At 61.0% G+C, this 26,215-nt stretch carries 22 protein-coding genes; 12 read left to right on the forward strand and 10 right to left on the reverse strand.

Annotation, left to right across the window (positions count from 1 at the left end):
- Window positions 1-53: 53 nt before the first annotated feature.
- Window positions 54-683 carry a LysE family translocator gene (locus DAES_RS16510; RefSeq protein WP_013516179.1) on the reverse strand — a complete coding sequence of 210 codons (630 nt, stop codon included), beginning with the start codon at window positions 681-683 and terminating at the stop codon, window positions 54-56.
- Between the two features lie 249 nt (window positions 684-932).
- Here DAES_RS16510 and DAES_RS16515 point away from each other — a divergent pair, with 249 nt between their 5' ends.
- From DAES_RS16515 to DAES_RS16520, 3 genes are all read left to right on the forward strand, one after another.
- Window positions 933-1,583 (forward strand): IS1595 family transposase, encoded by a 651-nt coding sequence (locus DAES_RS16515; RefSeq protein ID WP_013513076.1) that lies wholly within the window; start codon window positions 933-935, stop codon window positions 1,581-1,583.
- A 168-nt stretch (window positions 1,584-1,751) separates the two neighbouring features.
- Window positions 1,752-2,024: a CD3324 family protein gene (locus DAES_RS17460; RefSeq protein WP_013516180.1), complete on the forward strand. Its 273-nt coding sequence runs from the start codon at window positions 1,752-1,754 to the stop codon at window positions 2,022-2,024.
- Window positions 2,025-2,264: 240 nt separating this feature from the next.
- Window positions 2,265-3,011, forward strand: coding sequence for an SAM-dependent methyltransferase (locus DAES_RS16520; RefSeq protein WP_013516181.1), 747 nt, complete (start codon window positions 2,265-2,267; stop codon window positions 3,009-3,011).
- Between the two features lie 200 nt (window positions 3,012-3,211).
- Here the strand turns inward: DAES_RS16520 and DAES_RS16525 are convergent, their stop codons facing one another.
- Window positions 3,212-4,741: a YifB family Mg chelatase-like AAA ATPase gene (locus tag DAES_RS16525; protein ID WP_013516182.1), complete on the reverse strand. Its 1,530-nt coding sequence runs from the start codon at window positions 4,739-4,741 to the stop codon at window positions 3,212-3,214.
- Window positions 4,742-5,036: 295 nt separating this feature from the next.
- Between DAES_RS16525 and DAES_RS16530 the strand changes: the two genes are divergently transcribed.
- The 4 genes from DAES_RS16530 to DAES_RS16540 all read left to right on the forward strand — a co-directional run bounded on the left by DAES_RS16530 (window position 5,037) and on the right by DAES_RS16540 (window position 7,568).
- A complete protein-coding gene (locus DAES_RS16530; RefSeq protein ID WP_013516183.1) occupies window positions 5,037-5,759 on the forward strand; it encodes a prolipoprotein diacylglyceryl transferase in 723 nt (240 codons plus the stop codon).
- Window positions 5,760-5,782: 23 nt separating this feature from the next.
- Window positions 5,783-6,172, forward strand: a complete 390-nt coding sequence (locus tag DAES_RS16535) for a DUF3568 domain-containing protein (protein WP_013516184.1) — start codon at window positions 5,783-5,785, stop codon at window positions 6,170-6,172.
- A gap of 192 nt (window positions 6,173-6,364) precedes the next feature.
- A complete protein-coding gene (locus tag DAES_RS17740) occupies window positions 6,365-6,586 on the forward strand; it encodes a hypothetical protein (protein WP_013516185.1) in 222 nt (73 codons plus the stop codon).
- The gene (locus DAES_RS16540; RefSeq protein WP_013516186.1) at window positions 6,564-7,568 is read left to right on the forward strand and encodes a MerR family transcriptional regulator; all 1,005 of its coding nucleotides are present in this window, start codon (window positions 6,564-6,566) and stop codon (window positions 7,566-7,568) included. Before DAES_RS17740 ends, DAES_RS16540 begins: the two co-directional genes overlap by 23 nt.
- A gap of 91 nt (window positions 7,569-7,659) precedes the next feature.
- Here DAES_RS16540 and DAES_RS16545 read toward each other — a convergent pair whose 3' ends face one another.
- Complete coding sequence (locus tag DAES_RS16545; protein ID WP_013516187.1) at window positions 7,660-8,538, reverse strand: LysR family transcriptional regulator; 879 nt, start codon at window positions 8,536-8,538, stop codon at window positions 7,660-7,662.
- Window positions 8,539-8,747: 209 nt separating this feature from the next.
- Between DAES_RS16545 and DAES_RS17745 the strand changes: the two genes are divergently transcribed.
- Entirely contained in the window at window positions 8,748-8,924 is a 177-nt protein-coding gene (locus tag DAES_RS17745) for a hypothetical protein (protein WP_013516188.1), read from the forward strand.
- Window positions 8,925-9,206: 282 nt separating this feature from the next.
- Window positions 9,207-9,704 carry a rubrerythrin family protein gene (locus DAES_RS16550; protein ID WP_013516189.1) on the forward strand — a complete coding sequence of 166 codons (498 nt, stop codon included), beginning with the start codon at window positions 9,207-9,209 and terminating at the stop codon, window positions 9,702-9,704.
- Between the two features lie 101 nt (window positions 9,705-9,805).
- On the opposite strand, the gene DAES_RS16555 is transcribed toward DAES_RS16550, so the two are convergent.
- Window positions 9,806-10,741 (reverse strand): LysR family transcriptional regulator, encoded by a 936-nt coding sequence (locus DAES_RS16555; protein WP_013516190.1) that lies wholly within the window; start codon window positions 10,739-10,741, stop codon window positions 9,806-9,808.
- A gap of 106 nt (window positions 10,742-10,847) precedes the next feature.
- Here DAES_RS16555 and DAES_RS16560 point away from each other — a divergent pair, with 106 nt between their 5' ends.
- Window positions 10,848-11,033 (forward strand): hypothetical protein, encoded by a 186-nt coding sequence (locus tag DAES_RS16560; protein ID WP_041271487.1) that lies wholly within the window; start codon window positions 10,848-10,850, stop codon window positions 11,031-11,033.
- A gap of 13 nt (window positions 11,034-11,046) precedes the next feature.
- On the opposite strand, the gene asnB is transcribed toward DAES_RS16560, so the two are convergent.
- Entirely contained in the window at window positions 11,047-13,011 is a 1,965-nt protein-coding gene (asnB, locus tag DAES_RS16565) for an asparagine synthase (glutamine-hydrolyzing) (RefSeq protein WP_013516192.1), read from the reverse strand.
- Window positions 13,012-13,932: 921 nt separating this feature from the next.
- On the reverse strand, window positions 13,933-17,223 hold the full coding sequence (locus tag DAES_RS16570) for a sacsin N-terminal ATP-binding-like domain-containing protein (protein WP_041271894.1): 3,291 nt from the start codon (window positions 17,221-17,223) through the stop codon (window positions 13,933-13,935).
- 968 nt (window positions 17,224-18,191) lie between these two features.
- Here DAES_RS16570 and DAES_RS16575 point away from each other — a divergent pair.
- The gene (locus tag DAES_RS16575; protein ID WP_013516194.1) at window positions 18,192-19,148 is read left to right on the forward strand and encodes an integrase domain-containing protein; all 957 of its coding nucleotides are present in this window, start codon (window positions 18,192-18,194) and stop codon (window positions 19,146-19,148) included.
- Window positions 19,149-19,764: 616 nt separating this feature from the next.
- On the forward strand, window positions 19,765-20,832 hold the full coding sequence (locus DAES_RS16580; protein WP_013516099.1) for a tyrosine-type recombinase/integrase: 1,068 nt from the start codon (window positions 19,765-19,767) through the stop codon (window positions 20,830-20,832).
- Window positions 20,833-20,972: 140 nt separating this feature from the next.
- Here the strand turns inward: DAES_RS16580 and DAES_RS16585 are convergent, their stop codons facing one another.
- From DAES_RS16585 to DAES_RS17115, 4 genes are read right to left on the reverse strand one after another with little or no spacing between them, the layout of a single operon-like run.
- The gene (locus DAES_RS16585) at window positions 20,973-22,130 is read right to left on the reverse strand and encodes a glycosyltransferase family protein (protein ID WP_013516195.1); all 1,158 of its coding nucleotides are present in this window, start codon (window positions 22,128-22,130) and stop codon (window positions 20,973-20,975) included.
- On the reverse strand, window positions 22,130-22,822 hold the full coding sequence (locus tag DAES_RS16590; protein ID WP_013516196.1) for a histidine phosphatase family protein: 693 nt from the start codon (window positions 22,820-22,822) through the stop codon (window positions 22,130-22,132). Before DAES_RS16590 ends, DAES_RS16585 begins: the two co-directional genes overlap by 1 nt.
- Window positions 22,822-23,973 (reverse strand): glycosyltransferase family 4 protein, encoded by a 1,152-nt coding sequence (locus DAES_RS16595; RefSeq protein ID WP_236608430.1) that lies wholly within the window; start codon window positions 23,971-23,973, stop codon window positions 22,822-22,824. The genes DAES_RS16590 and DAES_RS16595 overlap by 1 nt, the downstream gene beginning before the upstream one ends.
- A 59-nt stretch (window positions 23,974-24,032) precedes the next feature.
- Window positions 24,033-26,099, reverse strand: a complete 2,067-nt coding sequence (locus DAES_RS17115; protein WP_013516198.1) for a sensor histidine kinase — start codon at window positions 26,097-26,099, stop codon at window positions 24,033-24,035.
- Between the last annotated feature and the right edge of the window lie 116 nt (window positions 26,100-26,215).

Genomic DNA, 26,215 nt, shown 5'->3' on the forward strand with positions numbered 1-26,215 from the left:
ACAATCCCTGCCAGACGCCCGAAGCCCGGCGCACCCGCCCAAGGCGGCGCAGGCTATTCGGCCAGGGCCAGACGGATGCCAAAGCTGATGAAGAGGGTGCCCACGGCCCGCTTGATCCAGACGCCGAAGCGCCCGCCACCGCCGAGCATGGTCGAGAGCCGGGCCGCGGACCATGCCCAGAGCAGGTTGATCAGGGTGCCGTTGAAGGTGAAGATGACGCCCAGCAGCAGGAAGGCCATGGGCCTTGACCCGGCCCCGGCATCCACGAACTGGGGCAGGAAGGCCAGAAAGAAGAGGGCCACCTTGGGATTGAGGGCGTTGGTCAGAAACCCCTGGCTGAAGACCTTGCGGGCCGACGCCTTGTCCAGGGAGTCGCGCCGGGCCGGGCCGCCGTTGCCCCGGCCAAGGAGCATGGCCGCGCCCACATAGACCAGATAGGCCGCGCCCACCAGCTTGACCACCAGAAATGCCGTGGCCGAGGTGGCCAGGATGGCCGAGAGCCCGAGCGCGGCGGCAAAGACATGCACAAAGCACCCCGTGCCGATGCCGAGCGCGGCCACAGCCCCGTCGCGCAGCCCGTGGGCCGCGCTGCGGCTGACGATATAGGCCACGTCCTGACCCGGCGTGATGTTCAGAAGCAGGCCGGAAACAACAAACAGCGCGAGATCGTGAACGCCCAGCATCAATGACCCTCGTGACGGTTTTCCGCCCCTGACCTCAGGCGCGGTCCCTCTGGGCTACGCCCAGACCATCAGGGGAGTCAATCCCCCAGACAGAACACGAACTCAAACCGATGGCGGTACGTCAACCCGACCAGCCGTTGACTTTCACAAATGCCTTTCACGGGCAATGGCATGCATCCATTGACAGACCCAGCAGATAAATATATTTGGGGCTGTACCAGATAACTCCTCTGGGTTATCAGTATGGCAATGCGAAAAAGTCGTTTGAGCAAGGACAAGCAGCTTCGTTTAATCGAACATTTTGTTGCCGGCACGACAGCTCGTTGTGCTGCTGATCTGGTTGGTGTGAACGTCAAAACAGCCGCCTATTACTTTCACCGGCTCCGGGAAATCATAGCGGAAGAAGAGTCCTGTGAAGGGATGGATTTTGGCGAATTTGAGGTCGATGAAAGCTACTTCGGTGGCAAGCGAAAGGGCAAAAGAGGACGTGGGGCGGCTGGTAAGGTTCCTGTTTTTGGAATCCTTAAAAGGGGTGGGAAGGTATATACACAGGTGATTCCTGATGCAAAAGGTAAAACCTTGCTTCCCATTATTCAGGAAAGAATCCAGCCAGACAGTGTGGTTTACTCGGACTGCTGGTATGGCTACAATGTCCTCGATGTGTCAGCATTCAAACACTTCCGAATCAACCACTCGAAGCTGTTTGCAGATAGCCACAACCACATCAATGGAATCGAGAATTTTTGGAACCAGGCCAAACGCCATATGAGGAAATTCAACGGCATTCCAACCAAGCATTTTTCTCTGTTTTTAAAGGAATGCGAGTGGCGTTTTAATAACAGCAATCCGCGAAGTCAGTTTAAACAGCTGAAACAGTGGGTTAGAAGGTATATGGGCTAGTTATCTGGCACAGCCCCATATATTTTTTTCGACAACTATTACTAAGGAGACTTGATGTTTACGCAATTGGATTCTGTTCATTATGCATAGCAAGGGCTATTGCATAACAACATAATCTTTTAGGCAATCGCTCTTGCTCAATCCTGATACAAAAATAGGAGGAGCAGAATGAGCTATAAAAAAGCAATTGATATCTTGCCGCACAACTTATTGAGTGCAGTTCAGCAGTATATTGACGGTGATTATATTTACATCCCACGTAAAGAAGAAAAAAAACAGTCGTGGGGTGCAAATACACAGACAAGGGAAACCATTCGGGCACGAAATATGGAAATTCTGTCCAGGCGATTGGCAGGTTTCTCTGTTGCTGAATTGGCCGAGCAATACTTCTTGTCAGAAAAGGCTATATACAAAATAATTAATGCCAGTAAAATCGGCTAATATCCTAGCGCCCTGACTTTGGTCGGGGCGCTTTTTCTTTTCTTAAACAAAAAGTAGCATGCGCACTATGACCATACGTAGTATTGTTGCATGTATTATGATCAACCATATCGTCGATAAATAAGCTATTTATTAGTATTTTGACAGATTATGGCTCTGGCAATAGGTTTTCTGGTGTGCAAGAACTGACATTTGGCAGGAATCACTTCATAGCACAACTTAGTAACAGGAGATTCTGCATTGGACATCCCACGTATCTTCAACATTACCGAGAGCGCTCACCGCATCCATAACCCGTTCACACCAGAAAAGCTCGCCACACTCGGCGCAGCGTTGCGCCTGGACTCGGGGATTCGTATGCTCGACCTCGGCAGCGGTTCGGGCGAGATGCTGTGCACTTGGGCACGCGATTACGGAATCGTCGGAGTCGGCATCGACATGAGCCGGTTGTTCTCCAAGCAAGCGAAACTCCGCGCTGAAGAACTCGGGGTCACCGATCAGGTCGTGTTCATCCACGGCGACGCTGCCGGCTACGTCGCGGGCGAAAAAGTCGGGGTGGCAGCCTGTCTCGGCGCCACGTGGATCGGGGGGGGAGTCGTCGGCACCATCGAGCTTCTGGCGAAGAGTCTCTGCACCAAAGGAATCATCCTCATCGGCGAACCCTACTGGTTGCAGATACCACCGACGGAAGACGTTGCCAAGGGATGCGGTGCCGATTCTATCTCCGACTTTCTCATGCTTCCAGAACTTCTCGCGTCTTTCGACGGCCTCGACTTCGATGTTGTGGAAATGGTTCTGGCAGACCAAGAAGGCTGGGATAGGTACGAGGCGGCCAAGTGGCTCACAATGCGCCGATGGCTTGAATCAAATCCCGACGACGACTTCGCAAAAGATGTTCGAGCCAAACTGACCTTGGAGCCAAAGCGCTACGCCGCATACACCCGTGAATACCTTGGATGGGGCGTATTCGCGCTGATGGCGCGGTGATGTGAGGCGGCGGGGATATTCGGCGGATTGTCAACGACTGGAGTGGCTGAGCTACACTCGGTGGCTCGTCGAAGTGTGAGTTCCTGTTTAATTGCGGAACACCCAAGCAACTGATCGAATTCACCCGCAAAGGGGAAACCTCCTTGTCGGACACGCTTCCGCATCATGAACATGCGGCTTCACAAACCCGCCTCTCGCCTCTAGCCCTGCCGGTCCATGCTGCGGTAGTTGATGGCCTCGGCCAGATGGGCCGGGCCGATCCAGTCGGCCCCGTCCAGGTCGGCGATGGTGCGCGAGATGCGCAGGATGCGGACGTAGGCGCGGGCCGAGAGGCCCAGGGATTCCACGGCTTTTTTCAGAAAGGCGTGCTCCGTGTCGCCCAGGCGGCACCAATCCTCCAGGGCAGAGCCTGTCAGCTCGGAGTTGAGGGCTATGGGCTGGTCCGCATAGCGCGCGGTCTGGATGGCCCTGGCCGCGATGATCCGAGCGCGCATGGTGGCCGAGTCGATGTCGCCCCTGGTCTGCTTGAGGTCGTCATAGGGCACGGCAGGCACCTCCACCTGGAGGTCGATGCGGTCGAGCAGCGGGCCGGAGATGCGCGAGCGGTAGCGCTGCACGGCCAGCGGCGAGCACTGGCAGGGGTGGGTGTCGTCCGTCAGGTAGCCGCAGGGGCAGGGGTTCATGGCCGCCACCAGCATGATGTCCGCCGGGTATCTGAGCGACACCAGCGAGCGGGAGATGGTCACCTCGCCATCCTCCAGGGGCTGGCGCAGCACTTCGAGCACGGACTTCTTGAACTCCGGCATCTCGTCGAGAAAGAGCACACCCCGGTGGGCCAGGGAGGTCTCGCCGGGCTGGGGATAACGGCCCCCGCCGATGAGGCCCACGTCGGAAATGGTGTGGTGCGGGGTGCGGAAGGGGCGCGTGACCATGAGCGCCTGCCCGTCCGGCAGCTGCCCGGCCACGGAATAGATCTTGGTCACCTCCAGGGCCTCCTCGAAGAGCAGGGGCGGGAGCACCGTGGGGATGCGCTTGGCGAGCATGGTCTTGCCCGAGCCGGGCGGGCCGATGAAGAGCAGATTGTGGCCCCCGGCGGCCGCGATCTCAATGGCGCGCTTGGCGTGTTCCTGGCCCTTGACCTCGGCGAAATCACTCAGGAAGGTCCGCCGCTCGGCCCACAGGGTGTCGATGTCCACGGCAGCGGGCTCCACGGATTCCTCGCCCAGGAGCATGCGCACCACCTGGCCCAGGTCCGTGGCCCCGATGACCGGGATATCCTTGACCACCGCGCCCTCGCGGCCATTCGCCGCAGGCACGACGATGCCCCGGCCCTTGCCCGCCCGCGCCGCCAGGGCCAGGGGCAGCACGCCGGACACGGGCTTGAGCTCGCCGGTCAGGGACAGCTCGCCCGCCATGTACCACCCCTCGGCGGCGCCCCACGGGATCACGCCCATGGCGCAGAGAATGCCCACGGCCAGGGGCAGGTCATAGGCACTGCCTTCCTTGCGCACATCCGCCGGGGCCAGATTCACAGTGATGCGCGCAGGCGGCACCTTGAACCCGCAATTCTTGAGCGCGGAAAAGACGCGCTCCTTGGATTCCCTGACCGCGCCCTCGGCCAGTCCGACCATGGTGAAGGCGGGCATGCCGGAACGGGAGAAATCGACTTCGAGTTCGACCTTGAAGGCGTCTATGCCCATGAGCGCGGCGCAGGCCACATTTGCTATCATCGCTTCATTCCAGGGTGAGAGGTGAAGTTCCTCCTGTCGCGTGCCGACCTTACCCTGAAGCGGCCCATGCGGCAACCTGTAAAGATGTCTCGCATATTTATCTGTCCTCCGGCCACAGCGGCCAGCGGCCCCGCCCGCGTGACCACGTCTGCCCCCTCTCCTGTCAGTCAGCAAGAAAGCCCCAGGGCACAAGCCCGCCGATTCCCTTGCCCCGGCTTGTTTAGACTTTTTCGACAACCTGTGGTACTTAAGTGCCATCACTGCGATGTGCGCCATACGGATTCCCGGAGGATTCATGCGGACCATTTTCCTGACCCTGTTGCTCCTGCTCCTTGTCTCGGCCACTGGCCAGGCCCTGGACACCTATTCCGACGACGCCCCGCTCCCGGCGACCACGCCGGCGGAGTCGACGACGCCCGACGGGGCAGAGCCCAAAGCCACGGAGTCTGCCCCCGGAGCCACGGAGTCTGCCATGGAAGCCGCCTCCGAGGACGAGATCGACCCCGACCAGACGGGCGCGGCGCCGGAGATGACGCCGGAAGAGGCGCGCCAAGCCTCTGAAACGGATGAGGAAAACCAAGAAGACGAAGCAGGCGCAACCGAGGCGCAAACGCCCGCCACCCAAGGCTACACCAGCGTCATCAGCGACAACCTGCGGCTGGAACCGCTGGGTTCCGTGACCCTGAACAACGGCACGGTCCACAACATCATGGACTTCCAGAAGCTCGGGAAATATTTCATCTATATCGCTGGCAAGCTCAATGGCCGCTCGTCGACCATCATCAGCCTGACCCGCCTGACCGACCTGCAGAACTGGTCCTCCATCGCCTTCAAGGACCCGCACACCTTCACCATCGTGGACAAGAAGAAAAAAGAGCTGTTCTTTGCCGAATCGCGCCTCTACCTCGGCACGGACAGCCCGGCCACATACACCTTCATTTCCATGAACCCCAACAATTTCCAGCCCGAAGTCATTGAGGTGAACAAGAGGGACGTCAAGTCCATTGTCATCAACTGACTCCAGCGCAAGGGGAAACAACCATGAAGACCATCACGCGCGCCACCGCCGCCATGATCCTGAGCGCCATGCTCCTGTGTTCCGCCGGATGCGGCGCCATACTCCTGGGCGGCGCTGCCGCCGCAGGCACCTATGTCTACCTCGACGGACAGGCCAAAAACACCTACAAGGCGAGCCTGCAAAAAAGCATCGCCGCCAGCATCGCCGCCTGCAAGGAGCTGTCCATTCCCGTGACCAGCGAGAGCAAGGACGGCTCCTCGGCCAAGATCGTGGGCAAGCTCTCCGGCGACACCGTCTACATCACCATGAAGCTGGTGGGCGACAACCTGACCGAGATCTCGGTGCGCGTCGGCCTGTTCGGCAACGAATCCGCCTCGCGCCGCATCCACGCCACCATCGCCCGCCGCCTGTAGCGGGCCGCGAAAAAGCGTCCAATCCGCGTCGCTGCTTCAAACCGGACTGACACCGCGCCTGGCAGGGAAAAACCACCTGCCTGTTGACCTCCAGACTTTTTCGAGATAAGAGTCCGGTAAGTTGCCTTTTGGCGTTGTGTGATGGCAGCCAAGGGTGACGATAGGTGACGATACTGAAACAGGGAGGACTGCATGGCACGGCTCGTCTTTGCTTCCACGCCCCTGAAGGTGGTTGTCCGCCTTGGCCGGGCAAGCTCTCTTGGCACCCGCCGGACAGACGCGGTCTCCTGTGTCTGGAGCCGCAGGCTGCTGCGGCCACGGCGGCTGCATCTCGCCACCCGCGTCATCGGGCTGATCGCCCGCACCCCCCAGCCGGATACGGACAGGAACCATGGACGACTCATACACCCATAGGGATCTCGCCGCCCTGTGCAAGGTCTCGGAAACGACCATCAAGAGCTACCGGCGCAAGTTCCCCGGCTTCATCCCGGTGCTCACGCGCGGCAAGCCCATCCGGTTCAGGAAGGAGGCGGGCGAGGTCTGTCTCAGGATTCGCGACTGCTTTGACAAGGGGCTGTCCGTCAACGAAACCTTGAAAATCCTCAAAGAGAACTTCAAGGAATCCTTGTCGGCGCGGCGGTCTGCCCGGACGGCGAGCGCCCCCCCCCTCCCTGCGACCGAGGGCGAAGGCGGAGTCATCTCGCAGGAATATCTTGAGAAATTTTTTGCCACCGCCGGGCAGATGATGCAGGGCATGGCCGGGCTGGCCACGGCCCAGGCCAAGTCCGGGCAGCGGCTGGCCAAGCTTGAGGCCGCAGTGGAGAGCCTGATCGAGGTGCAGCAGCAAAACAGCGAGGCCTTCAGAATTTTTCTGGCACACTCGAAACCCCCGGCATCGGACACACTACCTACGTCCTCCTCGCCCGATGCCGGGGACGCGCCAAGCGAGAAACCGGTCCGGGCCAGGAAGATCGTCAACGTGACCACCCCGGACGGCGACGTGAAGTCCTATACCCTTGAAAAGACCGGCGCGGACCGGTCCCGGTCCATGGAACGCCCCTCAGACGCCTTCCTGAACACGCCCATCGTCATCCGCAACGACCAGGGCGAGTTCCTGGGCGTGCCAGGCAGGCTGCCGCTCTCGGCCTTTGTCGAGGCCCTGGTGCGCGACGCCGAGGAGAGCGGGGCCTCCCTGTCCAACTGGCACCGCGATGACGACACCTGGATATTCACCATGCAGACCCCTGGCGGCGATTCCCACGCGCTCCATTTTCTCTCCACCACCACCCCGCGCGGCAATCTGGTGGTCCTCCTCGACCGCCTCGATGTCAACGGCGAGCAGACCACCCCCCGCTTTCTCCAGGAGTTTTTCCGGCAGGTGAAGGACAGGATCTGAGCTGGCAGACTTTCAGGGACGACAAAAAACGGGATGCGGCTCTCGCCCATCCCGTTTGCCTGTCCTGGCGGACATTGCGGCCCGAAGCCCCCTACTCCAGCCCCCAGACCTTTCTGACGTGGTCGATGACCGCGCGCATGACCGGGTCCTGATCGCGCCGCTTGAGGCAGACAAAGTGCAGGTCGATGGACAACTCCTCAAAGGGCACGGCGTGGACCACGCCGATCCGGTTGGCAGCCTTGAGCTCGTTCTCGCGCAGGAATGAGACGCCCTTGCCCGCGGCCACCAGGACGCGGATGACCTCGTCGCCGTCCACCTCCATCTCATAGGCGGGCTTGAGGTTGCGGGTGGAAAAGAACGGTCCGATGAGCCGTTGCAGCGGGTTGTCGCTGGGGTCCATGATCCACGGCAGCTCGGCCAGGGCCGCAAGCCCGCCCTTGATCCTGTCCTTCCAGATATCCGGCACGGCCACGAAGAACCGGGTAGTCTCCAGGCGCACGGTCAGGATATCGGCGTGCCGGGGCGGGCCAAAGATGAACCCGCAGTCGAGCTTGCCCTGGTTGATCTGCCCCTGCACCGCGGTGCTGGCGCTCTGGAGGATCTGAAGCGTGATCTTGGAATGCTGGGTCGCCAGGGAATTGAGCAGGGGCACGATGCGCAGGTACTCGGCGTCCGTGTTCAGCCCGATGGACAGATCGCCCACCAGCTCGCCGCCCATGTTCCTGGCCTCGAGCTTGAGCTCGCGGGCGGCCCGGAGCACCTCGCCCGCCTTGTCGCGCAGCCGGCTCCCGGCCTCGGTCAAACGCATGCCCTTGGGCGTACGGATGAAGAGCCGGGTCTCAAGCTCATCCTCCAGCGCCTTGATGTGGGCGCTGATGGTGGGCTGGCTGGCGTGCAGCCGCTCGGCGGCGCGCGTCAGGTGGCCTTCCTCGGCCACAACCACAAAAGTCTTGAGCTGGTAGAGTTCCATGGCCCCTTGTCCGGCACTGCGGCCCAAAAGTCAATCACCCTCGCTGATACACATTCGTCACCTTGATCGGAAAACCAGATCGAGAGCATCACACAATACAATTGGATTGGTTTCAACAGGTTCCGTAGATATGCAGACATGGAAAACCGCCCAACTGGTGGCACCCCGACCGGCAGACCCTGACCGGCGGCAGAAGAAAGGAGAACCCCATGAGCATGGATTGCGATACCCGACTTTCAATGATGGCCATGCGCCAGCGCGCCGCCAACGCGCGCACCGCGCAACCCGCCTTGCCCCGCCGCACCCCCCGTGTCCGCCGGGCCAGCCAGACCGTGGCCGCAGGCATGGCAGCCTTTGCCCTGACCCTTTTCTCACGCGGATTCTGATCTTTCGGGGCCGACAGGCCCCCACACCACGCGGGTTTGAGCCGCCCTTGCCCGGATTTTATCCTTTCCGTCCGGGCAGGGGCGGCTCTTTATTTCTCTTCCACCGTTCCCCTTGCCCGACACGGTTCCAACCATAATTTCATTATAACGAGTGGTTATCATAATTTTAGGAATTATTATCACTTTTTTCTTGCGTCTGGTCACCGGGTTGATGTAGAAATGGCTTCAAGAAAAACGTACACTCGCTGAAAACAATAGACCCAAAAGACTAAGGAGATACCCATGAGCAAGACCATGAAGAATCTGAAAGACGCCTTTGCCGGAGAATCCCAGGCCAACCGCAAATACCTCGCCTATGCCGAAAGGGCCGATGTTGACGGCAAGCCCGGGGTGGCCAAGCTCTTCCGCGCCGCAGCCGCTGCCGAGACCATCCACGCCCACGCCCACCTGCGCCTGATGAAGGGCATCGGCACCACCGAGGAGAACCTCAAGGACGCCATCGAGGGCGAAACCTACGAGTTCAAATCCATGTATCCCGACATGATGGAGGACGCCAAGGCCGAAGGCGAAAACGCAGTGCTGCGCTATTTCGGCTTTGCCAACGAGGCCGAGAAGATCCACGCCGAGCTGTACACCAAGGCCCTCAAGGCCGACACAGACGTGTTCGCAAACGCCGAATTCTACATCTGCTCCGTGTGCGGCCACACCACCAACGGCCAGCCCGAAGACAAATGTCCCATCTGCAACGCCGCGCCCAAGGCCTACCGCAAGGTTGACTAACCCCCCTCCCCGAAAAGCAAAAGACCCCGCCTGAAACAGGCGGGGTCTTTTTTGTGTGGTTTGCGTGCTCGTTTTGTGTGGAGGTTGGACGGTCAAGCTCGTCAGGCTGTTTTCCGCCCGCTTTGCGCTTTTTCCGCTTGGCAGCCGCACAGGGGTGCGTCGCCCCACACGGCGGCCACCACCTCGGCCAGGGCGCGGACCAGGGGGTCCTCCGCACGGCACTTGGCGTAGACGAAATTGATGTTCAGGGAGAGATGCGGCCCGGCGTCGCAGATGATGGCGCTGCCCTCGCGCGCCATGGCGTCGGCGTCCGCCTGCTTGAGGATGGAGATGCCCCGGCCCGTGGCCACCAGCCTGCGGATGACATCCTCGCTGTCCACCTCCACATAGTCGGTCAGTTCCACATTCGCGCCGGTAAAGAGGTGGCCAAAGGCGACCATGAACGGGCAGCCCATGTCCGGCTTGACCCAGGGCAAGGAGGCGAGCTGGTCCAGGGACTTGCCAGCGACCCTGTCGGCCCAGGCCGCCGGGGCCACCACGCGTACCGGGATCTCGGCCAGCTTGATGGCTGTCACCTCGGGATAGCAGTTGTCGAAAAACGAGAACCCGGCGTCGAGTCTCCGGTCGCGCACATCCCTGAGAATGACGCCCGACGGGCCTTGCACCAGCTTGAGACGCAGGTGGGGATGGGCCTCGGCCATGCGCTCGGTCAGGTCGGCCACGCGCAGGAACTCCGGGTCGGTGTTCAGCCCGATGCCCAGCGTGCCGGTCAGGTCGCGGCTGAAAACCCTGGCCTGATTGAGCATGTCCTCGGCGGCCCGGACAATGACCTCGGCCTTGTCCTTCAGACCCCGCCCCGAATCGGTCAGCTGCATGCCGCGCGGCGTGCGCACGAACAGGGTCACCCCAAGCTCGCCCTCAAGGGCCTTGATATGGGCGCTGACCGCAGGCTGGCTGGCGTGGATGCGCTGGCCGGCCTTGGTCAGGTTGCCCTCGTCGGCCACGGCGATGAAGGTTCTCAACTGATAGAGTTCCATGAAGCCTTCCTACTGACATTTCCAGCGCGAAGCAATCCGGATTCGTTATGCCTTGGTTCACCCATTGCGATTGGACCCCGCCCCCCCACCGGCCTATGACGGGAACATGAAGAACACCGTCCGCCAGGAGGCCGCCATGACTCGTGACATCCCGCCTTTCGAATGGAAATACCTGTTCCTCCCCGAAGATGCCGACAGCGCGCCAGCCAGCCGTCTGGCCGGGGCGTGCAAGACCGCCCTGTGGCTCGGCGTGTCCATCCTCGTGGGCCTGGGCCTCGACCGCCTCTGCTGAGTCCCGCTCCCCCTCACAGACCCGGTGTCCACCGCTCCAGCCATGCCTGGAACATGAGCAGGTTCCAGAGCCGGTATTGGTTGTCGCGCCTGCCGCTGGCGTGATCCGCCAGTTGCCGGGCCACCACTCCCTCATTGAACAGCCCCTGTCGCCTGAGCCGGTCCGGGGCCAGCAGCTCGGCAGCCCACGCCTTGAGCGGCCCGCGCAGCCACCGGTCCAGGGGCACGTCAAACCCGGCCTTGGGCCGGTCCACCAGGGCGCGCGGCACATAGTTGTCCAGCACCCGGCGCAAAATACGCTTGCCCTGGCCGCCAGCCACCAGCATGGACACGGGCAGCCGCCACGCGAACTCCGCCACCCGGTGGTCCAGATACGGCGCGCGCGACTCCAGGGACACGGCCATGGTGGCCCGGTCCACCTTGTGCAGGATGTCGCCGGGCAGATAGGTCGCGGTGTCCGCATACTGCATCCAGCGGGTAAAATCGCCCAGCTCCGGCATGTCGGGCCGGATTCCACGCCCGCCGCCCCCGCCGCCAGCCAGAACCTCCCCCGGCTTGTGCCAAGTGGAGACGAGCCGCCAGTACAGATCCTCGCGGTCAGCCGCAGGCAGGGCATCGGCCAGCTTGTGCGCCTTGAGCCCCGGCGTGCGGACCCTCGCCAGCCCAGGCACCGCTCTGCCAGCCACCCTGAACAGGGCGTCATACCCGCCGGGCGACAGGAGCCGCATTGCAGACCCCAGCGCGCCCCTGAGCCCCACGGGCAACCGGCTGACCCGATCCCAGATGGCCGGCCCGCTGACGTGGCGGTTGTAGCCCGCAAACAGCTCGTCCCCGCCGTCGCCGGTCAGGCAGACCGTGACATGGCTGCGCGTCAGCCGCGAAACCATGCAGGTGGGCAGTTGCGAGGCGTCGGAAAACGGCTCGTCATAGATGTTTGGCAGGGCGTCCACCAGCCCCAGCACATCCGCCGGGGTGACGAAAAGCGCGGTGTGCTCGGTGCCCAGATGGGCGGCCACCCGCGCCGCGTCCGCCGACTCGTCATAATTGGCGTCGGAAAATCCTATGGTGAAGCTTCTGACAGGCCGGGACGACTCCGCCTGCATCAGGGCCGTGACCAGCGACGAGTCCACCCCGCCGGAAAGCAGCGCCCCCAGCGGCACGTCCGAAACCATCTGCCCGGCCACCGCCCCGCGCAGCAGCGCCTCAAGCCGGTCCCGCGCCTCGTCCTCGCCGCCCCGGAAGGGATCGGCCAGGGCGCGCTCCACGGTCCGGCGCAGGGTCCAATAGGCCTCGGGCTCCGGCAGGGCCGCATCGCCGGGTCTGGCCTCCAGCAGATGACCGGGCAGCAGCTTGCGCGCATCCTTATAGATGGATCGCGGCGCAGGCACATATTGGCAGCGCAGGAACAGGGCCAGGGATTCCATGTCCAGCCCGGCCTCGAACGCCGGATGCGCCCGCAACGCCTTGAGCTCCGAGGCAAAGACAAAAGCACGGCCCGCCATGCCATAATACAGCGGCTTCTCGCCCATGCGGTCGCGGGCCAGGACCAGCACGCGCTCCGCGCCGTCCCACAGCCCCAAGGCGAACATGCCCACCGCGCGCCCCAGAGCCGCGCGCACGCCCCATACCTGACACGCAGCCAGCAGCACCTCGGTGTCCGAATCCCCGCGCCATGGCAGATGCGACCCCTCCACCCCATCCAGTTCGCGCCGCAGCTCCCGATAATTGTACAACTCGCCGTTGTAGGTCAGCACGAACCGGCCATCCCGGCTGGCCATGGGCTGCGCCCCGGCCTCGGACACATCGATGATGGCCAGCCTGCGATGCCCAAGGCCAAGCCCGACCGCCGGGTCCGCATACTCGCCAAACCCGTCCGGGCCGCGATGGGCCAGGGCCAAAGCCATGCGCCCGGCCAGCCGACGCGCGCCCTGCGCATCGCCCGCCAGGCCAGGGTCCAGAAAACCGATGATTCCACACATGCCCTGTGTCTATCAGCCCCCAAGCCACCAGGGCAAATGGTTTTGCCTCCGGCGGCCAGGGGGGAAGGGGAGAGGGAAACCCTTTGAAAAGGGTTCTCCCTCTCCCCTTCCCCCCTGGACCCCCCATCCCTTGTCCCTTCCCAAACTTTTTGGCGCTCCGCTCCGCGGAGAGGGCGTGGCTGCGCGCAAAGGCAACCTTTTTCACTTTTTGACAAGAAGAGGATCGTCTTATGCGCACGGCAGGCCCCTACGCCGCCATCAAGTCCTTCCTTTGCCCTGCACCCTTCCAGGCGGCGTAGAACCAACAAGTTTTGAAAAGGGGGTCCGGGGGGAAAACTTTTTCCAAAAAGACCCACCGCGTATTCAAGAAGTGAGTCCCTACCGTGTTATCCTAACATGGCGGGGACTTACTTCTGGTGATTCTCGGCGATTGCAGACGATTTCTGGTGATTTTGGAACGAAATCAACACATTTTTTCACACACGCCCAGAAAGAATAGTCTTTATATTTGAATAGTTTATAGCAAAAAAACCAAGCCGCGTCAACATGAGTATAGCGCTGGCTTCCAGAATACTTCGCGTGTCTGCAGCATGCTAGAGCCCCGGTCCACAACCATTCCGAAGAGAAGACTCGGAACGTCTTGTTTTTCGGCAGAGCGGCAATGATTTGATTTTATTTGTCTATTTTGTTTCGGCGTGTCCTTTGTGCATGAAGAATGACCTAGCATTTTGACCCGGCTTCAGCAAGGGGGCTGTTTTGAGTTGGCATTATCCTCAGGCTGTGATGAGGTATCAGGATTGCCCTGGAAAGGCGGCATAGCCCATGAATCTGTCTACCAAAAAATCGTCGCCCAGTGGCCCGAAGAGCCGAGGTCACTTCTCCTCAAAAACAGAGCCTTGGCTCTGTCGCCTTGCCCCTCCCTCACGATAGGGGGATTTCTTGTGCTATCTGACTCCACCCATGATCAAATGTAAATGTTTTTGCACGTGAGGCTGGGTCTTGGATTCGAAGGATGCGCGTTTTCTCATGGTTTGTCGCGTACTCGACCACGTACAGCCAATACGCCATTCCGCATTCGCGTGCAAAGTTAAACTGGGTGCGCGAAAGCCCAACCGGGTGGTCTGCTAGGCTTCCTGTCATTGACTTTACCTCAACCCAACGGATTGGCTCGCCATCGCTGCCGATTTCATAAAGATCGAATCCGGGATTGCCTGGAGGTGTTCGGCGAAGCGCAGGCTCGATCTGGATGATTTGTTCGATGGCCTGTTCCTCAATCTTCATGCGCATCGCATGATCGAGTCCATCTGGGTCAGCGGGCTCCGCGTCTGGATGAGCACCCACATATGAAATAAAGGGATGTCCACCGGCGTGACCGGATGACCTGCTTCCGCCATTGCCTCTCGCATTCCGGTCTTTCTCCCCAACGCTGTCGCCTGCGGGCCTTGATTCGCCACGAGTATGTCTGTCAGCTTTACTCTGTCCTGTTGCTGCGTCGTCGCCCCCGACCGGACCATGCGTTCCGCGCCCAGTTGAACGATTCTTTGAATTCTCGTCGCCATTACTGCCGAACGTTTTGGCCAGGTCGTCAGCTTCACCGGCTCCAAAATTACCAGTGCTGTCAACATCCTCCTCGTAGGGTGTCACAGTCCCTTGGTTATCTTCTTCGTTCTCGCCATCTGTTTCACCTGATGGCTGACTGATGCCGAGGCGAGACGCCAAGTCAGAAACGTTGGTGAGGCCATGCTTCTTCAGCAGGTCAAGCACCGCAGGGTCTATGCCGGCCTCTTTTGCGAGTTGATCAATAATTGGAGGCTTGAAGGGGATTTTGGACAACAGAAATGAGTTGGGCTTCCACCCGAGAAAGTCAAATACGACTGATTCAGACAGCTGCAACTCTGCAGCTGCATCAGGCACCCATCGTTCCGAGTTCAATTGACGTATGAAGGCGGCGGGGAACTCTTTTTGGTAGTTTCCATAATGTGTCCATGTGTATTTGCCTTCAAAGAGGCCTTCCCCACGTCGTTCTGCAAGGTCTCCGAGACTCTCCCAAATAAGCAGTGCCCGGTGGACACGCTCTTCCCTCGCCAATGTCGGCATCGTTTTCAACAACGCGTCGAAGCCTTGGAGATTCCAATCTGTAACGCGGTCATTGATGCGAGATGTGTCTTCATGTCCAGCTTGCCGTCGGAGTTCTTGGCGCTCCTCCCGAGTCAATGAGTTAGGTGCTTCAACCGGGCGGGGGTAACGAAGCGCGCCACAAGCCTCAAGCAACTCGCGTATGTTTTCCCCTCGCAGGCAGAAATATGAATCGTCGACAATCTGAATGCCAGGCACACCTGCAAAAAGTTGCTTCAACCGTTCCGTGGCGAGGTAGGTTTCACTCGGCTTGCCATACCCTTCTGACCTTACACTGCCGACCTCTACGATTTTCACGAAAGCGGTTTCTCGCAGTCCGGAGAGAAGCTTCTGCCTCTGGGCCTTGGAATCCGTTTCGAAGGCAGCAAGGATGCGCTCAATGTCAGTGACATACTCCGTGTCGCCGACGACCACCTCCGATTGGTCATATTTTGGCTTCACATTCCAGATGATATCATCAACCAAGTCTGGTTCTGTGATTCCCAGCGAAAGCAAAAAATTCCGCGACTCCATCGTGGAGCAGACCGCATTGCGAATCGTCGGAAAACCTGTTTCTGAGCCACTGGGCAAGAAGGCTGTCGGTTTGCCATTCTCCCTCGCAACGATGTGGCTGCCATCGGCAAGACGGAGCAGGGGGATTGTGTCGAGGTATCGCCGTAACGCGGTTTCTTGTTCGCTCAAGAACTGGTACAATAGCACGATCCATTCGTCAGCCTGAGCCTCCAAGAACTCTCGGCTGAGGCGTGAGACGATTTTTGCTGGCGTGACTTCTTCAATTTCGAGTTCGCGCATGAGATATTTGCGAATTTCTGGCGCTTTGTCCTCCGTGATGTCACCGGAGAGCCAAGCAGCACCTTCTATGTCGAAAAGCACAGCCACATGCCCAGGTGAAAACAATTCGCGAAGTTCTTGGGTTCGAGCTAGCTTTGCCTGCCCCGCTGCCACGTACCCCCCTCCGAACCGGGGGAGCAGCGCCTCATCAAGGAATGCTTGTCGAACAGCCTCAAAAAATGGGGCGAACATCGAGTCTTTGAACCCTTGTCGGTCGAGGGGGAGGCATCGTAAAGTGGAGGTGTCTAGCATCGACTTCTCACGAAACCATCTTATTGCATCAACCACAAGGGCTGCGGTTTCCTCAACCAAGTGCTGATTCCAAGGTTCGCCTTGCCGGATGTTGTCCCTGCTGGGCGTCGTCAGGTAAGGCCCTTGCACCAGAAAACCCAAATTGGTCGACACCACGGTTGGGAAAAAAACGACCAGAGGCGAAGTCGGCACTGGCCGCACCGACCATTGGCCGGGCTCGTCACCGTCAGCCTCGACGGAGAAGGCCACTTCAACACTGCCCCCCATTGCGCCATCAGCAAGAAAGACATCTCGCCGGAATACGATCCAATTTTGGTCAACGTCAGCTTGGCCGCTCTCCTGGCCGATCACGGTGATTTTCTGGACGTCCGGCGCGAGGAAAGTCGGTTGACTGCGCAGGTAGATTCCCGAGGCCCCTCCGGGGGCATTCCAGGATATTTCATTGATGTGCCGCAAAAAGAGCAAAGAGCTTGGCCCAAGGCGTTTGAATCCTTCAGTGATTTCATGCAGCGCAGTCGTGTCTTCTGGCTTCAGCGGCAATATGATCCGTGTCTCTTCCGGCTTGAGCTCCAACCGGTCTGCGCGCCTTGGTTGCACATAGTTTTCGACGGTGAAGTCCTCCAGACCGGAGTGGATTTCTGGACGGTCAGTGAATGTGTAAACGGATTTGAAGCCAATGCCAAAGCGGCCAACGGATGACCTGTCTTTGGTGCTTTCCGCAATGCCACAAACGCCACGGACGTCTGCTTCATTAAATGATGCCCCGAAATGTGACAAGGTCAGGCTTTCCGATGTCAAATCAAAGGTGATACCCCTAGTACCATCCCAGGTGCCTCGTCGGCCGAGGGCATCCTCCGCATTTTGAAGGAGCTCAAAGATGAAGTGTGTGCGATCATCGTAGCGGTCCGCCAGCAGAATCCGCCCGTATCGGGCGATGTCCGTGCCGTAAAGCTCACGATTTTTCTCACGAATAGCCTCGTAGTTGGATGTCACTGTCGATTCTCCGACTTGCGGTTTGATGTGCTCTTCTGTGTCCACGTCAAAGTCCGTTACCACCATACTGACTGGCCTTTATAAACGCCAGCGAATCAATCAGAGTTGTTACAAATCTTCCACGTGTACGCGGGGGGGATAATCCCGGGCCTAGAGCTCGCTCATCCCATTACCTCAAACTTGGTTAGCTAGGCGAAATCGCAAACTACAATCAATTTTTATAAACCAACTAGTTGATTTATGTGCAGCCGATTACGATCGAGCATGGCATCAATCCCTTGAGCTGGAACCGCCTCCGCCATCCCTCTCGCCGTCGCCTGCGTGGATGACGACGTAAGCAAAGCCGAGATGGCAAGGCCGACCGGCCAGAGCCGGTCGCCCGAATGGCCTGGCCTTGCTGTCTCGGCTGCTTGCGTCACGCTCGCGGATAAATCGGCGGGAGGGGCAAATATCCTTTTGCCGGAGCTTGCGCGTTGGTCTGGGGGCGTCATATGGTGGGGTATATCCGTTGGATAAGTCGGTCACCAAAAGGAGGTATGACGCAACCAAGGCGCGTTCATAAGTTTTGACGAAGTCTAAACTGATGAACGCTTATAGTGGCACTAACATGCCGTAACACCAAGCACTTCGCTGCCGTTCATTTCCAAACGGCACAGTTTCACATCCAAACGCCAGGCTGAAGCACAGCACCCCCGCCGGACAAACGGTAGATGTCTATAAATCTGCCGTTGTCGAAATTCCCCCACGGCCACCGCTTTATGCGCAGGACGAACGAGCCTGCGTGGTGGCAACCCTTATTGAATGGATTCTCAGGATTTTTCCTTCTGTGGGAAACGGACATTGATTTGTCCCGTGTCGGTTGTTGTGTGGCGCACTTGCGCCATAGGCAGGTCATTTCCCGGCAAACGGGGAAGGTCCGACCTGCTTTGTCCCGGGACGTTGCCCCGAACTTCAGGAAGGAGATCCATATGAAATCCATCAGTCTGGTACTGGGCGCGAACAGGGCAACCCTGTCCGGTCCGCGCTCGAAGCAACACAGGGTCCGTCAGAATGCCCGAGCCTTTGCCAATCGGCTTCGCCGTGCGGGGTTCGGGGTTCGCAAATGGACCAACATCACGAACAAGCATTTTGCTGCGGTTGCCAGGCAAATGAAAGACGAAGGCAGGGGTGACGGGCGAATCGCCGAAGTGTTTTCGGCGGCCCGTGACCTTTGCAAGGCCTACGGGAATATCAGCATTAGCCCGACCAATGATGTGTTTGACGTCCGGCGGGGCAGCATTGCCAACGCCAATAGCAAAGCGGTTGCCCCCGCCTTCGTGCAGGGGGCAATCGACAAGCTGGAAAACGAGCTTGGCTATGAATCTGGTCCTCGGTGTGCCGCCCAAATCCGCCTGCAATGGGAACTGGGGCTCCGCCGCGAAGAATCGGCGAAAGTCGATCTGGTCGCGGACTGGGACAGGGAAGGCCGCAGCCTGCTCATCCAGTATGGGACGAAAGGGGGACGGCCGAGGACGCTGACCAATCTGTCTGACAAGCAGCAGGAGGCCTTGGAAAGGGCGCTGCCTTGGGTCAGCCAATCCGACAGGGCGGGGATTCATAATCTCATGCCTGAAGGGATGGGCGACAAGTGGCAGGAAAAGTTGTCCTATGCGGCCAGACTGTGCGGTTTCACCAAGAAGGATAGCGGGTGGACCCTGCACAGCAACCGCCATGAACGGTTCCACCACATGTACGTCGAGCACACGGGCTATCAGCCGCCCAACCAGCACGAATCCGTGGAAGCCTTCCAGAAGGCCGCACATGACATGGCTGGGGACGAATGGCCCAGGCTCGACGCCGAAGCCCGTGACGACATCGAAGTGACCGCAGGACATTCCGCAGGAAGGCGGGATGTGTCCGATGCCTATCTTGGCAGCAGTCAGTGACAGGACCCCGCTTCGGCGGGGTTTCCTCTTATGCGTGAGGTTCCATGGAGGAGACACGTCGCCTGGGCGATGTGTCTCCTCCATGGAACCGTCCTTCCCTCCAGTCGGCTTGGGGCCGACAGGAGGGAAGGACTATCGCCAAATGAGGCCCGTTACCTGGGAACGAATTTCGATTTTTCCAGATGGGGTCGTGAAACGCAGCGGTTTGAATTGACTCGTTCATTCAATCAGGCAGCGCTCTGGCATCTGGCCGATGGTCTCGTTGCCTGCACCAAAAATGGTGCTCGAGAACGTGGAGGTCCGAGGGCCATCCGGAAAATGTCACTTTCTGAAATTTTCCCCCTTGCCGAGCTTGCGTTTTCATATTCCGGGAGTGTCAAACTGACCTGTGGGGCGACAATCCATGTCGGCTCACGGCGGACAGGGCGGGAGATTTAAGGACAAGACCGGGGAAGAATCGTGGGCTTTGACAACGAAGCGAAACCGAGCATACTCACCGTAAAGGATGTCGCAGACTATCTGGGCAAAAGCGTGGACTGGGTCTACGACCATGCCGAAGACATCGGCGGCGTCAAACGCGGTGGGTCATGGTTCTTCCCTTCCCGGAGGGACATTTATGACCATCTATTCCAAAGCCGGAAAAGGGTTCCGGTACGACTTCATGGTGAAGGGCAAGCGCTACACCAAGGCGTGGTTTCGGACAAAACGCGAAGCGCAGGCGGCGCAGGCGCAAAGAAAAAAGGAGGTGGCGAAGGCAGACAAGATGGCCGAAAGGAACGACATGGGCTTGCTTGACATGCTCAACAGGCGACTTGACACATTGCAGGAGCGCTCGTTTTCGACCCAGTATTACAAGAACACCCGCTACGCCGCCCAGCGGTTGCTCAAGCACTTCGGCGATGTGCCGTGCAGCACCATTACCAGCAGAATGGCTGACGATTACTTGCTGTCCCGGTCCAGGTCGTCGACGCCCCTGGCGGCCAATGCCGACCTGCTGCTCCTGCGGGCGACATTCGCCTGGGCCATGAAAAGGGGACAGCGGTTCATCGCCGACAACCCCTTTGCCGGGCTGGAATCGTTTCCAAGCCATTTGGCCGAGAAGAAGAGGCGGACACCGGATTCCCAGACTCTGGACCGGATCATCGCGGCGGCCAAACCTGAAGACCAACCATACCTGTGGGTGATCCGCGAGACCCTGGCCCGAAGCGTCGAGGTGCATCGGTTGAAATGGAAGCGGGTCAACTTCGAGGACCGGTACGTGGAGTTGAAGACCTTCAAGAACAAGGACCGAAAGCCCGTGCTCCGGCAGGTGCCGATGACCGACAAGCTGTACGAGGTGCTCAGTGAACTGTATGCCAGGCGCGACCCAGAAAAGGAATGGGTGTTCTGGTGCCGCAGCTACAGCCACAAGCTGAAACGGATGGTGGACGGGCCCTACACCAAGGGCCGCTACACCATGCTCAAGACGGCGTGCAGGAAGGCCGGTGTCGGCTACTATTCGTTCCATCGCTTCCGGGCATCGGGTGCTTCGGTGATGGACAACAACGGCGCGCTCATCTCGGGCATTCAGCATCTGCTGGGGCATGCCGACCGACGGAGCACCGAGATCTATCTGGAAAAGCTGCGGAACGTGGAACGGGACGCCATGGCAATCTATGAAGCGCAAAGCCGCCGGGTTGCCTGACGGATTCACACACGGTAGTCACACACAAAGATCAACGGGCTGCGACCAATCGGTCGCAACCCGTTGAAAACAGAAGGCAAGAGCCGATAGTCCCACACAAGGTGGCGGCTATTCCCAAAAGTTTTCCCCCCCGGAATCTCTCACCCCAACCCAACCAGCTCTTCCAAATTCCGGGCGGTGGCAGCGGCGCCGTCGAGGTTGAGGGGTGTGGCTGTGGTGGTGCGTGTCAGGGCTTGGGTGATGCGTGTGGCGAGTCGGGCGGGATCGAGGTCGGCCGGGGCCAGCAGCCCGACAGCGTGGCGTTGTTCGAGGCGGCTGGTGCGCATGGCTTGTTCGCGGTTTTGGGTGAAGGGGAGGATGAGGCCGTAGGTGTTGGCGGCCAGGAGGTTCATGGTGGTGTTGTAGCCGCCGAGCGACAGGGAGAGGTTGGCCGCGTCGAGGTAGGCGGGGAAGCGGCTGGTGAAGCGGCGGACGGTGATGTGCGGATGGTTGGCGGCCAGGGCCTGGCAGCGGGCATGGTCGGCGTCCGGGGCGTAGGGGCCGGTGAAGGCCATGAGGGCATGGGGGTGCGTTTCGGCCAGGATTATGGAGGAGTGAATGGCAGCGCGGATGAGTTCGTTGCCCACCTGGCCGCCGCCTGCGCTGGCGACTATGAGCGGGGTGTCGAGGCCGAGTTCGTGGCGCAGGGCGGTGCCTGCGCCGGGAGCGGACCGGGCGGCCACGTAGCCGGTGTAGCGCACGGGCGGGGCGATGTCGGCCATAGCGGGAAAGGTTTCGTCCAGGGTGACAAGGGTCGGGTCGGCGTGGACCAGGACGAGGTCGAAGTGGGGGTTGAGCATGTCGAGCACGCGGCGGGCGTATTTGGCGGGATCAGGCTTTTCCACCAGGATGTCGCGCAGGCTGCATGCGGTCTTGCAGCGTCCCCACTCCCCTGCCCTGACGCCTTTGAGGATGGGCAGCAGCTCGAAGCGGAAGGCGCGGCGGCCAAAGGGGAAAAGCTCGACCAGCAGGATGTCGGGCCGGTACTGGGCCATGACGGCGCGAAAGCGGTCGAGTCGGCGGGCGCGCACCTCGTCGAGGGAAAGGCCGGGTTCCATAGGAATGAAGGTCTTGAAGTCCGGGGACATCATCAGGCCGGGCAACCGCTCGTGGACCATGTTGGCCAGGGGCTCGAAATCGATCTCAGCCCCGCCCGTGACCATGACCACCTCGTGGTTGGCCAGGGCGCGGACGATCTCCAGGGAGCGGAAGACGTGGCCCACGCCGAGCACGTGCTGGCAGTAGAAAAGAACGCGCATCAACGCTCCTGACGTTCCAGTTCTCCCTTGTCCGGATTAAGCGGGTCCGGCTCGGGGATGTCCAGCGCGGCCAGATCCCGGACCGCAGCGGCCAATGCGTCGAACTCCAGATTCAACTGGGCCGGGGCCAGCTCGTTGTCCAGGCATTCGATGCGGTGCAGCCGGTATGGCTTGATGGGCCGGGGATCGCCGGGCAGGTAGTCCAGGCCGGACAGGGCATAGGCCAGACACTTGAGCACCCCGTGGTGGGTGACGACCAGGACCGAGGCGCGGGGATGGGCGGCGGCGAACCCGATCAGGGCGTCGCAGGCGCGCATGAGCACGCTGTCCCGGCTCTCGCCGCCGGGCGGAGTAAAGGCGAAGCCCCGTTTTTCCTGGGCCTTGACTGCACTGCGCAGTTCCTTGAGTTCGGCCTTGGTCAGGCCGGTCCACTGGCCCCAGTCCTGCTCGACCAGTCCAGGGTCAGTGTGCAGGGGCAGGCCAAGGTGCGCATTGAGGATTTGGGCGGTTTCCACGGCCCGGCCCAGGGGGCTGGTCAGAATCATGTCGAACGTGCCTTCAGGGAGCGATTGCGCCCAGTTGCGGGCCATCCCGCACCCCTCCTCGGACAAGGCGGTATCAGTCTGCCCCTGGATGCGCGACTGGACGTTCCAGTCGGTCCGTGCGTGGCGCAGGCAGTAAAAAGTGGTCATCAGCCCTGTCTCCTTGTTGTGACGATGCGCTCCATGGTCCGGGCCATGTCGAGGTAATTGATGGGCGCGCTGTGGCTGCGGGCCACGTGGTCCACGGCCTGGACGCCGAGCCGCAGGCGCAGTTCGCGGTCCACGACCAGCCGCTCCACGGCCTGGGCAAAGGCGGTTTCATCGGCAGGCGTGATCAGGCCGGACACCTCGTGGGCCACCACGTGGGGCGCGCCCTCGTCGTCCGTGGCCACCACGGGCAGGCCGCACTGCTGGGCCTCCAGGTAGACCATGCCCACGCTCTCCTTCAGGCCGGGGAAGGCGAACAGGTCGCCCGCGCTGAACACCCCGGAGAGATCGCTCCGGTCCACCATGCCGAGGAAACGGACCTGCTCGCCCAGTGCGGCCCGGGCCTGGGTTTCGAGCCCGGCGCGCATGGGGCCGTCGCCCGCCAGCACGAGGCGCACGTCGCACCCCCTGGCCGCCAGACCGGCGCAGGCGCGGATGGTCCACTCCACCCCAACGGTCTTGACCCCTGGCCGCATCATGGCCGCCGAGACCACCACCACCGAGTCGCCCGCGCCCCACTGGCCGCGCAGCCGCTGCCGGGCCGCCCCGTCGCGGGCGAAGAGGCCGTCGGGCAGGCCGGGCCGGACATAGGAGTAGCGGTCGCCGGGCAGAAAATTGGCGCATCCTGCCAGATCGTTGACCCGATTGCAAAAGACGTGATCAGCCCGCTCCATGGCCCGCCTGTTGAGCACATAGCCCGGCCAGGACGAGACCCGTCTGGCCCGGTTGTGGGCATGAGAGGCCTGAAAGAGAAAATAGGGAATGGAGAGCCGCGCCACGGCCAGGGGGCCAAGGGCATCGGGCACCTTGTAGTAGGTTCCGCAGGTGAGCCAGCAGTCTGCGCCGCGCGCCGCCTCGACCATGTGGCCCAGGGTCACGAGCGCGCCGGGCCAGCGGTCCGGCCTCCAGTAGATTTCCTTGGCCGGAAAAAACGGCACGGGCAGGATCTCGTGACCATACCCGGCCAGGGTCTGGAGCAGGTCGCGGGCAATGGTCACATCGCCCGAAACGCTCGGATGATGGACAGGCTTGAACGGGGTGCAATAGGCTATCTTCAACAGGTGCTCGCTGGTTGCGATGTGTCGCTGGGACACCCTTACACCAAAGCAGGGGCGCGTCCAAGGGGTACGGCTCTCGCCTGCTCGGAGCGGAATCAGGGCGACGGGGGCAGGGTGAAGATGAAGACTGACCCCTGACCGGGCGTGCTCTGTGCCGTGAGGGTGCCGCCGTATCGTCCGACAATGCGGCGGCAGATGGCAAGACCCATGCCGCTGCCGCGCATGTCGTGGCCGTTGGTGGTGTCGCCCCTGACCTGATAGAAGGTCTCGAAGACGCGGGCCAGATGCTCCGGCGGAATGCCCACCCCGGTATCGGACACCGCGACCCTGAGCCAGCCCTGGTCCGTGGCCGAGGCCGAGAGACGGACCGTGCCCCGGCTGGTGAACTTGGCCCCGTTGCCCACCAGATTGCCGAGCACCTGGAGCAGCCGGTCCGGGTCTGCCGTGATCCTGGGCAGCGGCCCGGCCACATCGATCTCGAAGGTCACGGCAGGATCGGTGAAATAGCCGCGCAGGACCGGGACGGCCCGCTCGATGAGCGGGGCCGGATCAAGGGGGGCGTCGTTCCAGATGGCCCCGCCCGATTCGAGCTTGGACAAATCGAGAAAATCGTTGACCAGCCGGGTCAGCCGCCCCCCCTCCTGCTCAATGATGGCGAGATTGGCCCTGATGCGCTCCCCCTTGGCGCGCAGATCGTCCGGTGCCGAGCACTCGGAGCCGCCCTCCATGGCCAGGGGGAGGAAATGCCGGTTGAAATCGCGGTCAATGAGCTTGCTGAAACCAAGCACCGAGGTCAGCGGCGTGCGCAGGTCGTGGGACACGGTGTTCAGGACCGCTGTCTTGAGTTCGTCGAGCTTGGTCAGTGCGGCGTTGGCCTGTTCCAGGTCGAGCGAGCGCTCCACCAGCTCGGCAGTGCGCTCCTCGATGATCTCCTCCAGGGAGCGGTTGAACCTGGCCAGTTCGGCCTCGGCCAGCCGACGGGCCCTGATGTTGGCCAGCAGCAGCAGGATGGCCGCCAGCATCACGACCATGACCAGACAGATGGCCGCAATCTCGAACCTGTAGCGGTCGATCATGGACAGTGGCTTGTTGACCACGATGCTGCCCGACGGAACCAGGTCCGGGTCCAGGCCGTATTTTTTCATGACCGCGTAGTCGAACATGGGCCGGTTGGCGCTCTGGGCCATGACCGGGATGTCGTCGGCCTGCTCCCCGGCCATGATCCGGGCGGCCATGGTCGCGGCCAGCGCGCCCTGGTGATGGCCCGAGGCGAGAACACCGCCCACGAATCCGGCTGGCTCGCCGGGCTTTCCGGTGACCTGGCCGTTGCCGAGAAAGAAATCCCAGAATCCGTACATAGGCACGGCGAACGCCATGCTGAGGTGCTCCATGGCCTCGCCATAGGTGTACCAGCGGCCAAGCCTGTCCAGGTTGTAGCTGACAAGCAGGCAGGCGTGGTCCTGTGGCAGGCTCGCCAGCAAGGTTTCAAGCTCCGCCATGGAGGTCTCCCCCACCCAGGAAAACTCTGCCCGGCCCGCGAAGCGCGGCAGCACCCTTTCGGTGGCCGCCCGGTTGATCCTGCCGGTGGTGGTCTCGTCGCTGACCAGATGGATCGTCTTCACGCCGGGCTGGAGGGCGAAGATGGCCCCGATGGTTCCGGCGATGTCCACGGCCTCGAACACCCCGGTTACATTGGAGTATCGCCCGTTGGCGAGCAGCGCCTCGTCATTGACCCCGCAAAAGACCATGGGCGCGTCGCCGAACAGCTCCCTGCGGTGCGCCAGGGCGAACACGGCGGCGTTGTCGTCCGAGGTGATGATCACGTCGAAATGGGTGTTGGCATACTTGAGCCGGTACTGGCGCACCAGCAGGTCGAGGTATTCGGGGGTGTGAATATTCTTGGTGTCCATGAATTCCACATGGAGGCTCACCGGGTATTGCTGCCCGGCCAGGGTCTGCTCCACCCCGCGGGTGATGTCCGCTGTCCAGGACAGGGTTTGGCTGTAGGAATTGAGCAGCAGTATCCGGTACTCGTGGTGGGCCTGGGCCGGGCCGGGTCCGAGAGCGGGCGCAAGCAGGGCAAGGCACCACAGCAGAGCAACCGCGCAGAAGCTTCTGCGGCAGGTGGCCGGGAAAGGAGCTATTCGCCAAGAGTGCATCATGGTCACATGCCCTGGGCCGTCAAGAGGCCGGTTTTGGCATGAACCATAGCACACCGGAGCACCCTCCGGCTACCGGAAAACAGTCAATCATCCCACGCTATAAAGAATCGGGCCAG

The sequence above is a fragment of the Pseudodesulfovibrio aespoeensis Aspo-2 genome, from assembly GCF_000176915.2.
Lineage (GTDB): Bacteria > Desulfobacterota > Desulfovibrionia > Desulfovibrionales > Desulfovibrionaceae > Pseudodesulfovibrio > Pseudodesulfovibrio aespoeensis.

Coding starts and splice junctions, on each gene's coding strand:
- DAES_RS16510 (WP_013516179.1), bottom strand. CDS start 683: ATGCTGGGCGTTCACGATCTCGCGCTGTTTGTTGTTTCCGGCCTGCTT.
- DAES_RS16515 (WP_013513076.1), top strand. CDS start 933: ATGCGAAAAAGTCGTTTGAGCAAGGACAAGCAGCTTCGTTTAATCGAA.
- DAES_RS17460 (WP_013516180.1), top strand. CDS start 1,752: ATGAGCTATAAAAAAGCAATTGATATCTTGCCGCACAACTTATTGAGT.
- DAES_RS16525 (WP_013516182.1), bottom strand. CDS start 4,741: ATGATAGCAAATGTGGCCTGCGCCGCGCTCATGGGCATAGACGCCTTC.
- DAES_RS16530 (WP_013516183.1), top strand. CDS start 5,037: ATGCGGACCATTTTCCTGACCCTGTTGCTCCTGCTCCTTGTCTCGGCC.
- DAES_RS16535 (WP_013516184.1), top strand. CDS start 5,783: ATGAAGACCATCACGCGCGCCACCGCCGCCATGATCCTGAGCGCCATG.
- DAES_RS17740 (WP_013516185.1), top strand. CDS start 6,365: ATGGCACGGCTCGTCTTTGCTTCCACGCCCCTGAAGGTGGTTGTCCGC.
- DAES_RS16540 (WP_013516186.1), top strand. CDS start 6,564: ATGGACGACTCATACACCCATAGGGATCTCGCCGCCCTGTGCAAGGTC.
- DAES_RS16545 (WP_013516187.1), bottom strand. CDS start 8,538: ATGGAACTCTACCAGCTCAAGACTTTTGTGGTTGTGGCCGAGGAAGGC.
- DAES_RS17745 (WP_013516188.1), top strand. CDS start 8,748: ATGAGCATGGATTGCGATACCCGACTTTCAATGATGGCCATGCGCCAG.
- DAES_RS16550 (WP_013516189.1), top strand. CDS start 9,207: ATGAGCAAGACCATGAAGAATCTGAAAGACGCCTTTGCCGGAGAATCC.
- DAES_RS16555 (WP_013516190.1), bottom strand. CDS start 10,741: ATGGAACTCTATCAGTTGAGAACCTTCATCGCCGTGGCCGACGAGGGC.
- DAES_RS16560 (WP_041271487.1), top strand. CDS start 10,848: ATGAAGAACACCGTCCGCCAGGAGGCCGCCATGACTCGTGACATCCCG.
- asnB (WP_013516192.1), bottom strand. CDS start 13,011: ATGTGTGGAATCATCGGTTTTCTGGACCCTGGCCTGGCGGGCGATGCG.
- DAES_RS16575 (WP_013516194.1), top strand. CDS start 18,192: ATGAAATCCATCAGTCTGGTACTGGGCGCGAACAGGGCAACCCTGTCC.
- DAES_RS16580 (WP_013516099.1), top strand. CDS start 19,765: ATGACCATCTATTCCAAAGCCGGAAAAGGGTTCCGGTACGACTTCATG.
- DAES_RS16585 (WP_013516195.1), bottom strand. CDS start 22,130: ATGCGCGTTCTTTTCTACTGCCAGCACGTGCTCGGCGTGGGCCACGTC.
- DAES_RS16590 (WP_013516196.1), bottom strand. CDS start 22,822: ATGACCACTTTTTACTGCCTGCGCCACGCACGGACCGACTGGAACGTC.
- DAES_RS17115 (WP_013516198.1), bottom strand. CDS start 26,099: ATGATGCACTCTTGGCGAATAGCTCCTTTCCCGGCCACCTGCCGCAGA.